Here is a 13,152-nt window from a genome sequence, read left to right on the forward strand (position 1 = left end):
GCCCCGTCGGCTGACAGCGGGCGAAATCTGTACATTTGTGTAAGAGGAGCTCGGGCTGTCAGGAGCGCGGCGCTCGCGACCGCGCTCACAGACCTCGCAGGCGAGGGCAACATGTTCGACGTGAGTGCGCCGATCGTGGCCACCTTCCTCGTGTATGTGGCCGTCATGATCGGGACAGGAGTCTGGGCCTACACCCGCACTCGCACCTTCGCCGACTTCGCCCTGGGGGGCCGCAGGCTCAGCGCGTTCGTCGCCGCCCTGTCCGCGGGAGCCAGCGACATGTCCGGCTGGCTGTTCCTCGCGTTCCCCGGGGCGGTGTACGCGGCCGGCGTCGGCGCCGGCTGGATCGCCGCGGGCCTCGTGCTCGGTACGTACCTCAACTGGCTGTTCGTCGCGCCCAGACTGCGCACCTACACCGAGCGCGCCGACAACGCCGTGAGCCTGTCCGCCTACTTGGAGGAGCGGTTCGAGGACCGTACACGGACGCTGCGGATGGTCTCGGCGGCGGTCACCCTCGTGTTCTTCACGGTCTACGTCGCCAGCGGGCTCGTGGCCGGCGGGCTTCTGTTCGGACACATCTTCGGTGTCGGCTTCCGGCTCGGAGTGGCCCTGACCGCCCTGGTCATCGTCGTCTACTCGTGCCTCGGCGGCTTCCTCGCGGTGAGCCTGACCCACGTGCTGCAGGCCACGCTGATGTGCCTCGCCCTGCTCGTGCTCCCCGCAGTCGGCATCGGCGCGCTCGGCGGCTTCGGAGCGCTGCGCGACACCCTCAACAGCAAGACACCGAGCCTGCTGGACATGGGCGCCAGGGTCGACCTCACGGGCGGACGGTGGACGGCGGGCGGATCGCTCGGCGCCGTCGCGATCGTCTCGCTGCTCGCCTGGGGGCTCGGCTACTTCGGCCAGCCGCACATCCTCGCCCGCTTCATGGGCATCCGCAGCACCGGTGCCATCCCCACTGCCCGCCGCATCGAGACCGGATGGGTTGTCCTCGTGCTCGCCGGCGCCATACTCGTCGGCCTGGTGGGCATCGCGCGGACCGGCACACCGCTGCACGACCCGCAGACGGTGTACATCAGCCTGAGCCGGTCCCTGCTCAACCCCTGGGGCGCCGGGGTGATGCTGATCGCCGTACTGGCCGCGATCATCTCCACCGCGGACAGCCAGCTCCTCGTGTCGTCCGTCGCCCTCACCGAGGACTTCTACCGCGCATTCCTGCACCGGCGCGCCTCCGACAGGACCCTGGTCTGGGCCGGCCGCGCCGCCGTCATCGCCGTGACCCTGGTGGCCTTCGTGATCGCGCTGAGGGGCGGCGGGCTGCTGGGCATCGTCGCCTACGCCTGGGCGGGCTTCGGAGCCGCCTTCGGGCCGGTCGTCCTGCTCTCGCTGTACTGGCCGCGCATGACCTGGGCGGGGGCCATGGCCGGGATCGTGTCGGGCGCGGCGACGGTGCTGCTGTGGAAGAGGATCAATCCGCTGCTCGGGCCCTTCCAGTCGGGCATCTACGAAATGGTCCCCGGTGTCCTGGTCGCCACGGCCGCGGCGCTGGTCTTCGGGAGGTTCGTCGGCCGTCCGCCGAAACGTGCCTTCTGGCGGATGCCGGGCGGCGGCGTGAGCCAGCTGATGCTCACCCCGTTCCTCAGCCACGCGCCGGTCGGCATCGCCGTCCTCGACACGGACCTGCGGTACGTCTGGGTGAACGAGCCGCTGGACCGCCAGATCCCCCTGGAGCGGCGGTTGGGGCGGCGCATGGCGGACGTGCTGCCGGAGCAGGAGGCAGAGGCCTTCGAGGAGAAGATGCGCGGGGTGCTGCGGACCGGCACACCGGTGATGGACTACGAGTACCGCGGCGCCGGCCACAAGGACCCCGACGCCGGCCGGGCGGTCTCCGCGTCGTTCTTCGCCATGAAGGACCGGCACGGCCGGAACGTGGGTGTGTGGTACATGGTCATCGACGTCACCGAACGCTGGCGGGCCCAGCAGCGCCTGGCCCTGCTCAACGACGCCGCCACCCGCATCGGCAGCACCCTGGACGTGACGCGGACCGCGCAGGAGCTGGCCGACGACGCCGTACCGGCCGTCGCCGACTTCGTCGCCGTCGACCTGCTGGACTCGGTCATGAGGGGCGAGGAACCGGCACCCGGACCGGTCGGCATGTCGCCCGTCATCCGGCGCGCGGCGCAGCAGTCGGTGCGTGCGGGCTGCCCCGAGGCGGCGCTGGCCGTGGGGGAGACGGTACGGCGTGCCCCCGCGTCGCCCGTGACCCGCTGCCTGCTGGAGAGCAGGACGCTCGTGGAACGGATCCTGGACCGCGCCCACAGTCCCTGGGTGACCGAGGACGAGACGCTGGGCGCCTCCCTCCTCGACTACGACTTCCGCTCGGTGATGGTGATTCCGGTGCGGGCACGCGGCGTCACCCTGGGCGCGGCGACGTTCGCCCGGTCCCGGCGGCTCGGCCCGTTCGAGGAGGACGACGTACGTCTCGCCGAGGAACTCGTCTCCCGCGCGGCGGTGTGCATCGACAACGCCCGCCGATTCACCCGCGAGCGCACCGCCGCCCGGTCCATGCAGCGCTACCTGCTGCCGCAGGACCCGACCGGAGGGTCCGCTCTCGAAGTGGCCTCCTGGTACCTCCCGACGGATGCCCCGAGCGGTGTCGGCGGTGACTGGTTCGACGTGATTCCGCTCTCCGGAGCCCGGGTCGCCCTGGTCGTCGGGGACGTGGCCGGGCACGGCATCCACGCGGCGGCGACCATGGGGCGCCTGCGCACCGCCATACGCACGCTCGCCAACCTCGACCTGTCTCCGGACGAACTCCTGGCCCACCTGGACGACCTGGTCATCGGGCTCATGGCGTCGTCCGACAGCGAGGCCCCGCCGCCCGGCGAGGGCTCGGCCGCGGGCACCGCGTTCATGGGCGCCACCTGCCTGTACGCCGTCTACGACCCGGTCAGCGGCCGGTGCACGCTGGCCCGGGCTGGTCACCTCCCGCCGGTGATCGTCGGTCCCGACGGCAGTGCCGACATCGTGGACCTGCCCGCCGGACCACCGCTCGGTCTCGGCTACCTCCCCTTCGAGTCCGCCGAACTGGAGCTGGCCGAGGGCAGCCTCATCGCGCTCTACACCGACGGCCTCATCGAGTCCGTCGACCAGGACATCGACGTCGGGCTCTCCCGGTTGGCAGAGGTCCTCGCCGGGCCCTGGCCGACACTGGAGGAGACCGGCCGCAGGGTGATCGAGGACCTGACCGCCACCCCGCCGTCCGACGACGCGGCCCTGGTCCTGGCCCGAACCCGGCTGCTGGCGCGGGACCGGGTCGTCGCCTGGAACCTGCCCAGCGAGCCGGCCGCCGTCGCGCACGCCCGCGCGCTCGCCGCCCAGCAGCTCCAGGAGTGGGGCATCCCCGATCTGACGTTCACCACGGAGCTGATCGTCAGCGAACTGGTCACCAACGCCATCCGGCACGCGACCGGCCCGGTCTGCCTCCGCCTGATCCGGGACCGTGCCCTGATCTGCGAGGTCTCCGACGCCAGCAGCACCTCACCGCGCCTGCGCCACGCCCGGACCACCGACGAGGGAGGGCGGGGCCTGCTGATCGTGGCCCAGCTCGCCCGCCGCTGGGGCACCCGCTACACGGCAACCGGCAAGATCATCTGGACGGAGCAGCCCGTTCCGGGCGACCCGGTCACCTAGCCCCCCTCGGCGGCAATCCTCGACACCAGGTCCAGATGTGTGCCGTCCCGGTTCGGGCCGACCATGGGATGGAGACGGAAAACCCGCCGGTACGGCACCGTCAAGGTGCTGAGCGGGAAGGACAATGAGGCATGGGCACGACGGACTCCTCCCGAGGGCGCGACGGCTGGTCAGCGGCGGGGCCCGCCGCGCCACCCAGCGGTCTGCTCGATCTGCTCAGCGTCGCCGCCGTGGTGCTGAACGCGCAGGGCCAGGTGGTGTTCTGGAGCTCGAAGGCCGAGGACCTGTTCGGCTACACCGCGGCGGAAGCGCTCGGTCAGTACGCGGCTCCGCTGACGGTCCACGAGGAGCACCAGGACGCGGTGATCCAGCTGTTCGCCGAGGTCATGGAATCCGGCTCCGACTGGGCCGGGGCCTTCCCGATCCGCCACAAGGACGGCAGCACCCGCCTGGTGGAGTTCCGCAACATGCGGCTGCTCGACGACCTCGGTGACACCTATGCGCTGGGCCTGGCCGCGGACCAGGCGGCCGTGGAACGCGTCGAGCGAGACGCCTCCCTGGCCATGCGTCTGGTGTCCCAGTCCCCGGTCGGGCTGGCCATTCTGGACCCGGACCTGCGTTACGTGGCGATGAATCCCGCCCTCGAACGCATCACCGGTCAGTCCGCCGCCGACCGTCTCGGCCGACCGGCGGGCGAGGTCCTGGCCTACCTGGACACGGACCCCGAGACACGTCTGCGCCGGGTCCTGGAGACGGGCGAGTCCGTCGTGGACCGGAACATCGTCTGCCGTCCCCCCGGCGACCCGGACCACGAGCACGCCTGGACCGTCTCGTACTACCGGCTGGAGGATTCCGGCGGGCGGGTGCTGGGCCTGGCCTACTCCGTCATCGACGTCACGGAGCGTCATCGAGCCGCTGTGGAGGCCGCACAGGCCCGGCAACGGCTGGCACTGATCGCCCGCGCCTCCGCCTGCGTGGGCACCACCCTCGATCTGGAGGCGACCGCGCGCGAGCTCGCCGACGTCGTCGTACCGGCCCTGGCCGATGTGGCGGCCGTGGACATACTCGACAGCGCCCTCGCCGGCCGTACCGCGCCCCGTGAGGGCCCGGCCGTCTTCCGCGCCCTCGCCGTCTGCACGGCGCACTCCGATGAGGCGGTCCGCGCGGCCGACCCGCCCGGGGGCGTCGCCCGCCTGGACAGCGGCCATCCGGTGACCCAGTGCGTGTGCACCCGTCAACCGGTTCTGGTGCCGCACACCACCCACCGGGACCTGGCGCGCATCGCCTGCCCCGGCGAGGCCGCCTCCCTCCTCGCGACGGCCGGGGTGCACTCCTACCTCGTCGTACCACTCATGGCCCGGGGCGAAGTGCTCGGCGCTCTCGACCTCAAACGCACCCGGAACCCCACCCCGTTCGATGACGACGACGCCTTCCTCGCCTCCGAGTTGGCCGCACGAGCCGCGGTCTGCATCGACAACGCCCGCGGATACCAGGCCCAGCGCCACGCGGCCCTCACCCTCCAGCGGAGTCTGCTCCCCGAGCCCCCGGCGCGGCTGCCCGGGCTGGAGGTCGCGTGCCGCTACCAGCCTGCCGGCGCCGCGAGCGAGATCGGCGGTGACTGGTACGACGCCATACCTCTCCAGGGCGACAAAACGGCCCTGGTCGTCGGGGACGTCATGGGCAGCGGTATCAATGCCGCCGCCACCATGGGGCAACTCCGCAGTGCCGCCCGCGCCTTCGCCGAGCTCGACCTCGCCCCCGCCGAGGCCCTGCGGCACCTCGATCACCTGACCCAGGGAATCGAGCAGACCATCACCACCTGCATCTACTGCGTCTACGACCCCGACCGCGGCCAGTGCGAGATCTGCCTCGCCGGACACCTGCCCCCGGCACTGATGCGCCCAGGACACGCGGCACACCTCCTCGACCTGCCCACCGGCGCGCCGCTGGGCGTCGGTGGAGTGCCCTTCGAGCCCACCACCATCACCTTCCACCCCGGCGACGAGCTGATCCTCTACACCGATGGTCTGGTCGAAACCCGCGGCGAACCCATCGACGCCCGCCTGGACACCTTCCTCGACGCCCTCACCGCCACCCGCGGCCACACCCTGGAAGACTCCTGCGACCGCATCCTGAACATCCTGCGTGCCCCCGGCGGCGAGGACGACGTCGCACTGCTCATCGCCCGGGCCAGGCCCTGAGCGATCACGGCCGTGGTGATCAGCAGGGGGGCGGGTGACCGGCGCCGGCACAGGTGAGCTGCCATTCGTTCGCCGGGTTCCGGCCGGGCGGCGCGTAGACGCAGCCGGCGGTGGCTTCGCCGTACAGGTGCTGGTAGGTCGTGTACAGGTGGCGCAGGATGCGATCAGGGTCGCCCACCTGCGGCACCGCCGTCCGGCAGACCCGTCTCAGTCCCTCGCGCACGTCAAGGGTGCCGGCCGGGGCGGAGGTGGCGTCCGCCGCACTCGCGCCCCCACCGCCGCGGTCACTCTCCGCACGGGGCACCTCCGTAGCAGCCACCTCACGCCTGGGCCGCGGCACATGGGAGACTCTGGCCTCATGGCCCGGGAACTGCTCACCTTTGGGCACAGCACGGCCGATCGCGAACGGATCGTGGCGTTGCTGTGCGGGGCTCACGTCGCGGCCGTCGTGGACGTGCGCACCGCTCCCGGCAGCCGCCGCCACCCGGACATGTCCCGCCACCGGCTGGCCGAGTGGCTGCCGCCGCACGGAATCCAGTACCGGTGGGAGCCCGACCTCGGCGGATTCCGCAAGGTGCCGCCGGACAGTCCCGACACCCTCTGGCGCAACGCCTCCTTCCGCGGATACGCGGCCTACACCCGCTCGCCCCTGTTCGTCGCCGCGATGGACCGGCTGCTGCTCCAGACCGCGGACGTCCGAACGACCGTGATGTGCAGCGAGGCGGTCTGGTGGCGCTGCCATCGACGTCTCATCGCGGATTTCGCGGTCCTCGCCCGCGGTGTGCCGGCCTACCACCTCATGCACGACGGAACCCTCGGCGCGCACACGGTGACGCCCGGAGCGCGCCTGCGCGAGGACGGACTCATCGTCTACGACGGCGCGTCGTAGCGTCCCGTCGGGTCCGGCCCTCAGCCGTACGGACGGGCTCACCGTTCCGCGATCTCGGCCCGCGGCCGGGCCCTCACCGCCTCCACCGTCCGCCGCCCCTCCTCGGTGAGCCGCAGCGGCGACTCGGCCGTCGCCACCAGCTTGGCGGGCCCCGGCCGGACAGCACGGCCCGCATCCGGAACCGGGGCAGCGCGACCCCTTCCTCGACCTCGGCGAGCGAGCGGGCGGAGATCCCCACGAGCGAACGCGAGGCGGTCGGTACGGCTCGCGTGACCGCGTCGACACCGGCCGGCGCGCCCACCGTGACGCGCCGGCCGATCTCGTCGCCGCGCCCGCCGGCCCGGTCAGACCCTCCCTGCGCCGTACACGCCGTACCGCTCGGCGTCCGCCCACTTGATCTCCAGGCCGTGGCCCGGCCGCCCGGTGTCCGGGCGCAGGGCGCCGCCGTCGGGGGACAGCGTGCCGTCGAACAGCAGGCGCTCGCAGCGCACGTGGTCGTGGAAGTACTCCAGGTGCCGCAGCCGGCGCACGGCACAGAACGCGTGGGCCGAGACCGCCGGCGCGCAGTGGGCGGACAGGTCCAGATGATGTGCCGCCGCCAGACCGGCCGCCTCCAGCAGGCCGGTGATGCCACCGCAGCGGGTCACATCGGCCTGCAGACAGTCCACGGCGGGTCCCTCGACCAGATTGACGAAGTCCTGTGTGGTGTAGGCGTACTCCCCGGCCGCGATCTCCAGCCGCTCGGGTCCCCGCTCGCGCAGCATGCGCAGGCCCTCCAGGTCGGCGGAGCTGACGGGCTCCTCGAACCACCGCACGTCCCACTCGTCGTGGAACCGGCGGGCCCAGTACAGCGCCTCCTTGCGGCCCAGTGCCCCGTTGGCGTCGGTGAAGATCTCCGGCTCGTCGCCGATGGCCTTGCGGACGGCCGTCAGGCGCTGCGGGTCGCGTTCCGGCTCCCGGGAGGTCTTGAGCTTGACGCGCGGGACGCCCTGCTCCACCCAGCCGGTGAGCTGGTCGGTGAGGCGGTCCAGGGGGTAGTTGGTGAATCCGCCGCTGCCGTAGACCGGTACCCGGTCGTGCCAGGCGGGCAGGAGGTGGACCAGCGGCAGCTCCAGCAGCCTCGCCTTGAGGTCCCACAGTGCGATGTCCAGTGCGGAGACCGCCATGGCACCGACGCCGGGCCGGCCGGCATTGCGGATCTGCCGTCCCATCAGGTGCCAGACGGCTGCCGGCGAGGAGACGTCCTGTCCCCGTACGACATCCACGAGCTTGGAGTCGATGAACGAGGCGACCGACACGTCCCCGTAGGTGTAACCGAGCCCGGTGCGACCGCCGGACCGCACCCGGACCAGGACCATGGTGGTGGAGTCCCACTCCAGGGTGCCGTCCTCCTCGGTGCCGTCCGGTCCGTCGGTCGGCACCTCGAAGGCGTGCACGTCGACCGAGTCGATCCGGCAGGCCGTCAGGTCCTTGGCGACCCCTTCGCCGCTCATGAGTGCCGTCCCGGCGCCGGGAGGATGAGCGCCTCGTCCCCTGCCATCCCGACCTCCTTCGGCTTCTTTTCGGCGGCTCGGTTCGTGGACTCCTGGGTCCCGACCGGGTATCCCGCTCCGTTCGGCCTATGCGAGGTTCACCCTTCGGCCGACCACGCGGGTCATGTGCCGAGGCTGGGGCGCCGTGGCCGATGCCCTGCACGCCGCCGGTGCGGCGCGGTGCCCCGGCCCGTGACGGTCGCGTGCCTGCGCGCACCGGTCGTCGGCCGCCGCCCGCGGTGACGTCCGACGCCGTCCTCCGCCGCCTCACGGGTTGTTTCCCGGCGGGCCGGGCGGGAACACCCGAGTGCCATGGGAGCGAGTGCCGTGGATGACCGATCGGACAGGCCGGGACAGACGCCGGACGGCATGTGCCCGCCGTGGGTGCTGCGGGAGTACGCGGTCCTCGCCGACGGCGAACGCGGTGCCGTGGTGGACCCGGAGGGGCGGATCGTCTGGCTGTGTGCCCCCCGCTGGCACAGTGACGCGGTCTTCTCCGCCCTGATCGGCGGCGGCGGGTACTTCGGCGTTGAACCGGTGGACCGGTGGCATGTGTGGGGTGGCTACTACGAGGACGGCACGCTGATCCGGGTCAGCCGCTGGGTGACCTCCGACTCGGTGGTGGAGTGCCGCGACGCGCTGGCGATGCCGGGCTCGGTGGACCGTCTCGTGCTGCTGCGCCGGATGCGCGTCGAACGGGGCGAGGCACGCCTGCGGCTCAGCCTCGACCTGCGGCCCGGCTTCGGCGCGGACCGGGTGCGCGACCCACGCCTCGAAGGTGACATGTGGGCCGCTGGCGCCGGCGGTCTGCGGCTGCGGCTCCTCGGGGCGCCCCGGGCGGCATGGAACCCCGAGTCCGGCCTGCGCGGTGAGTTCCGGCTGCGCAAGGGCGAGCACCATGACCTCGTCCTGGAGCTGTCGCAGAGGGGCGGCACGGCGGCGCTGGACCCGGAGCGGTTGTGGAAGGACACGGAGGACGCCTGGCAGCGGTCCGTGCCCGACTGCTCAACCCTGGCCGCACCCCGCGACGCCCGGCACGCCTACGCCGTCCTGCGCGGCCTGACGAGTTCCTCCGGGGGGATGGCGGCGGCTGCCACCACCTCGCTGCCGGAACGCGCGAACACCGGGCGCAACTACGACTACCGCTTCGCCTGGATCCGCGACCAGAGCTACGCGGGCCTCGCGGTCGCCGCGCACGGCCCGCACGACCTGCTCGACACCGCGGTGCGCTTCACCGCCGAACGCATTCTCGCCGACGGCGAGGGCCTGCATCCCGCGTACGCCGTCGACGGCGGCCGCGTACCGGGCGAACGCGGGCTGCCGTTCCCGGGCTATCCGGGAGGCAATGACCGCATCGGCAACGACGCGGCCGATCAGTTCCAGCTCGACGCGTTCGGGGAGGCCCTCCAGCTGTTCGCCGCCGCGGCTCACCACGACCGGCTCACCCCTGACGCCGAGCGGGCCGTCACGGTCGCGGTCGACGCGGTGGAGCGCAACTGGCGGCGGCCCGACGCGGGGCTGTGGGAACTGGACGAGCGGTGGTGGACCCAGTCACGGCTGAGCGTGGTCAGTGGGCTGCGGCGGGCTGCCGAGGTGCTGCCGGGGCGGTCGGGACAGCGGTGCGCCGATCTGGCCGAGACCGTCTTCGCCGAGACGCGGCACCGCTGTCTGCGCCCCGACGGCCGGTGGCGCCGGTCCGCCGACGACGACGGCCCGGAGGCCGCCCTGCTGACGCCGCTGGCCCGCGGCTGTCTTCCTGCCGACGATCCGAGCGGCGAGATCACCCGCCGGTACATCGAGGACAAGCTGGCCGAGGACGGATACCTCTACCGGTTCACGCACCCGGGAATCCCGCTGGGCGAGACCGAAGGGGCGTTTCTGCTGTGCGGTTTCACCATGGCGCTGGCCACCGACCACCTCGGCGACCGCGCCACCGCGCTGCGCTGGTTCGAACGGACCCGGGCGGCCTGCGGGCCGTCCGGGCTGTTCGCGGAGGAGTACGACGTCCGCCAGCGCCAGCTGCGCGGCAACCTCCCCCAGTCCTTCGTCCACGCCCTCCTGCTGGAGTGCGCGGTCCGCCTCAACGACGCCTCGGCACTGCCCGGTTGAGCAAGTTGGCGCGCGCGAGGGAACACCGCATTGGACGCCGCCCGGGTCTTCGTGCCGTCGAGGAGGAACTCTCGGGCACCGCGCAGGCCCGCCCGCAGCGGCGGCACCATGAACGGGGCAGCGGATGTCGTCCGTGAACGGCACCCCGTCCCGCGTGCCCGATGCGAGGCCGTGCACCGCCTGGACATGTCGAGGGCGCCGAACCAGTCGTACGTCTGACGGATGCGGCCTCTCAGGGTCCTGGATGCGGCCTCCTCCGGGTCCTGGCCCGGTGGCCCACAACTCCAGCCAGGACGAGCCCGCTGCCGGTGTGACGCGTGATCTGCCGGGCGACATGGCATGCGCCTCGTTCGGTTTCTGCGTGCGGACACCGGTGGTCATTCGGTCGCCTTGCCTTCGGCGGCGTCCAGGGTGGTGAGTCGGTGGCCGGGGACGGTGCCTGAGCGGGGGACGGCGTGACCCGGTGCGGGCATGTGGTGCGGAAACCCGACGCGGAGAACCAGGGCGGCGAGCGCACCGGTCAGGACGACAACGGAGGCCAGGACCAGGGCCGGGCGGTAGCCGTGGTGGAGCAAGGGGGCCGCGACCAGCGGGCCCAGGATCTGGCCGATCGCATAGCCGGCGGTCAGCAGCGCCACGGCGCGCGGGAACCGCAGGTGCGCGCCGGCCGCGAGCGCCAGCGTGCTCACGCCCATGAAGGTCGACCCGAAGAGCACCGCGGAGATCAATGCCGCCGCGACCCCGCCCACCAGAGCGGGCAGGGCGATGCCCACGGCCTGCACGCCGAGCGCGGCGAACAGCAGGTCCGGGCGGGACCACCGGCGTCCCAGCGCGGCCCACAGCGCGGAGGACGGAACGGCGGCCAGCCCCACCAGCACCCAGGCGCCGCTGCCGATCCAGCCGGGCGAGGTCTGCTCGATGGCCGCGACGAGGAAGGTACCGGCGATGATGTAGCCGATGCCCTCCAACGTGTAGGACGCGGACAGGGCGCTGAACCAGCGACGGGTGCGCGGTCCGGGCGGCCGTACGGACGTTTCCGCCACGGACGACGTCGGCCGCGGGGCGGGTTCGGGTCGCAGGCCCCAGGCGGCGACGGTGAGTGCCGCGGCCAGGGCTGCGGAGGCCCACCACGCGGTCCGCCAGGTGCCGGCCGTGCGCAGCACCAGGACGAGCAGGCCCGACAGGGCGATCCCGGCGCCGACGCCGCCGAACGCCCAGCCGGGCAGATGGGCCGGGTGGTCGCGCAGATGGCTGAGCAGTGAGCTGACGGCGATGACGAAGACCAGCGCGCTGCAGGCTCCCGCGCCCAGCCTGAGCAGCAGCCACAGGGTGGTCGAGTGGGTCAGCGGCATCGCGGCCAGGGAGGCGACCAGCGCCAGCATGCTCCCGCGCAGAGCCGGGGCGGAACGCACCAGCCGCGGCAGGAAGGTACCGGTGAGAGCCCCGACCAGGTATCCGACGTAGTTGGCGGTGGCCAGGTTCGCCCCTGCCCCGGCCGACAGTCCGGCCTGCGCGTGCATCAGCGGGAGGATCGGGGTGTACACGAACCGGCCCACACCCATGCCGGCCGCCAGCGCGGCAGCGGCCTGCGCGACGTGGACCCAGGGTGAACGGATCGCTCCTGCCGTGGTGAGAGCGTGGTCTCGCTGCGATGTGGCGGTCATGCGGTGTTCCTCGGGGAACGTCGGGTCGGTCGGCTGTCGCGGGCCGGTTCTCGCGCGCAGTGCCGTCAGGCCGCCGGCCGGCCACGCGGTGACCGGCCGGCCGCTGCTGCCCGGAGCCTTCGGGATGACGCGCCGTCCGCCTGCCATGGCCCCAGCCTGCGCCCGCCACCCGGACGGACTCCACGACTGACTTTCTCCCTGCTGGGAGCCTGAGCCTCCCAGAGGGGCAGGCCTCTTGCCGCGTAGGGACTGTTGTCGGCCAGGTACTTCGGCGTCTCCGTGCCGGGGATGCCGCGATGGCGAGGTTGGCTCGCAGGTTGTCCCGCTGGAAGCGCGGCAGACGCCGCCGCACGGTCGTTCGGGGAAAGCGCTGCTCGGCGGCTCGACCGGGGCCCGCGGACGGCGGACATCATCGCGGCACTGTGGCCGCAGCGCTGCGCGGCCCTGGTCTCGGTGTGGGCCTGGCCGAGCACCGCAGCGGCCTTCGGCAATCCGGACTCCCTCAGCATCGTGATCCACGACGACCGCCGGCGTCGGGCCTCGCGGCGGGCGGCCCGCGGTACGACGGCGTCGAGGGCAAGCCGGCCACGGGACCGGCCATCGCCGTAGCCACGATCGGCATCGACGGTGCGCTGGATCCGTTCACCCCGGCCGTCCCGGCCGCCGGCCGCCTCCGACATCGGAAAACGCCGAGGCGCGGGCCGGGTTCACGCCGGCCCGCGCTCCGTCATCAGTCGTCAGCCGAGCAGCTTGCTCGCCAGCGTCGCGGCGTTGTACGAGCCCCAGCCGGTGGTGAAGTCCCAGCCGGTGCCCGCGGAGTAGGCGCCGTTGCTGCCACTGGTGATGTCGTGGAAGCCGGAGCCGCTCGCCGAGTACAGGGCGGGGTTGGCGAAGCCGAGGTTGGCCTTGCCGGCCGCCGCGGCCTGCTGGTTGTAGAGGGCCGCGAAGGCCGCCCACTCGGGGGCCGCGGCGCTGGTGCCGCCCACCGAGGACCAGGAGCCCTGCGAGTAGATCGAGACACCCGGGCTGGGGTTGGCGTGGGCCGAGACGTCCGGCACCTGCGT

At 72.7% G+C, this 13,152-nt stretch carries 7 protein-coding genes and 2 pseudogenes; 4 read left to right on the top strand and 5 right to left on the bottom strand.

What is annotated here, in order from left to right:
- Positions 1-111 precede the first annotated feature (111 nt).
- Both putP and FB563_RS39285 read left to right on the top strand, forming a co-directional pair.
- Complete coding sequence (gene putP / locus FB563_RS39280; protein WP_055710182.1) at positions 112-3,693, top strand: sodium/proline symporter PutP; 3,582 nt, start codon at positions 112-114, stop codon at positions 3,691-3,693.
- Positions 3,694-3,824: 131 nt separating this feature from the next.
- Complete coding sequence (locus tag FB563_RS39285; protein ID WP_055710183.1) at positions 3,825-5,894, top strand: SpoIIE family protein phosphatase; 2,070 nt, start codon at positions 3,825-3,827, stop codon at positions 5,892-5,894.
- A 19-nt stretch (positions 5,895-5,913) separates the two neighbouring features.
- On the opposite strand, the gene FB563_RS39290 is transcribed toward FB563_RS39285, so the two are convergent.
- Complete coding sequence (locus FB563_RS39290) at positions 5,914-6,198, bottom strand: SpoIIE family protein phosphatase (protein WP_055710184.1); 285 nt, start codon at positions 6,196-6,198, stop codon at positions 5,914-5,916.
- A gap of 54 nt (positions 6,199-6,252) precedes the next feature.
- On the opposite strand from FB563_RS39290, the gene FB563_RS39295 reads away from it, so the two are divergent.
- A complete protein-coding gene (locus FB563_RS39295; RefSeq protein WP_055710185.1) occupies positions 6,253-6,783 on the top strand; it encodes a DUF488 domain-containing protein in 531 nt (176 codons plus the stop codon).
- 47 nt (positions 6,784-6,830) lie between these two features.
- Here FB563_RS39295 and FB563_RS44685 read toward each other — a convergent pair.
- Together FB563_RS44685 and FB563_RS39305 are read right to left on the bottom strand one after the other, a co-directional pair.
- Positions 6,831-7,084: pseudogene (locus FB563_RS44685) on the bottom strand (MarR family transcriptional regulator); the annotation flags it as partial.
- 43 nt (positions 7,085-7,127) lie between these two features.
- On the bottom strand, positions 7,128-8,276 hold the full coding sequence (locus tag FB563_RS39305) for an enolase C-terminal domain-like protein (protein WP_055710186.1): 1,149 nt from the start codon (positions 8,274-8,276) through the stop codon (positions 7,128-7,130).
- 408 nt (positions 8,277-8,684) lie between these two features.
- On the opposite strand from FB563_RS39305, the gene FB563_RS39310 reads away from it, so the two are divergent.
- Positions 8,685-10,424 carry a glycoside hydrolase family 15 protein gene (locus tag FB563_RS39310; protein WP_107100790.1) on the top strand — a complete coding sequence of 580 codons (1,740 nt, stop codon included), beginning with the start codon at positions 8,685-8,687 and terminating at the stop codon, positions 10,422-10,424.
- A 377-nt stretch (positions 10,425-10,801) separates the two neighbouring features.
- Here the strand turns inward: FB563_RS39310 and FB563_RS39315 are convergent, their stop codons facing one another.
- Both FB563_RS39315 and FB563_RS39325 read right to left on the bottom strand, forming a co-directional pair.
- The gene (locus tag FB563_RS39315; protein ID WP_079049115.1) at positions 10,802-11,986 is read right to left on the bottom strand and encodes a YbfB/YjiJ family MFS transporter; all 1,185 of its coding nucleotides are present in this window, start codon (positions 11,984-11,986) and stop codon (positions 10,802-10,804) included.
- An 839-nt stretch (positions 11,987-12,825) separates the two neighbouring features.
- Positions 12,826-13,152 (bottom strand): annotated as a pseudogene (locus FB563_RS39325) (peptidase S8); the annotation flags it as partial.

It is taken from the genome of Streptomyces puniciscabiei (assembly GCF_006715785.1).
Taxonomy (GTDB): Bacteria; Actinomycetota; Actinomycetes; order Streptomycetales; family Streptomycetaceae; genus Streptomyces; species Streptomyces puniciscabiei.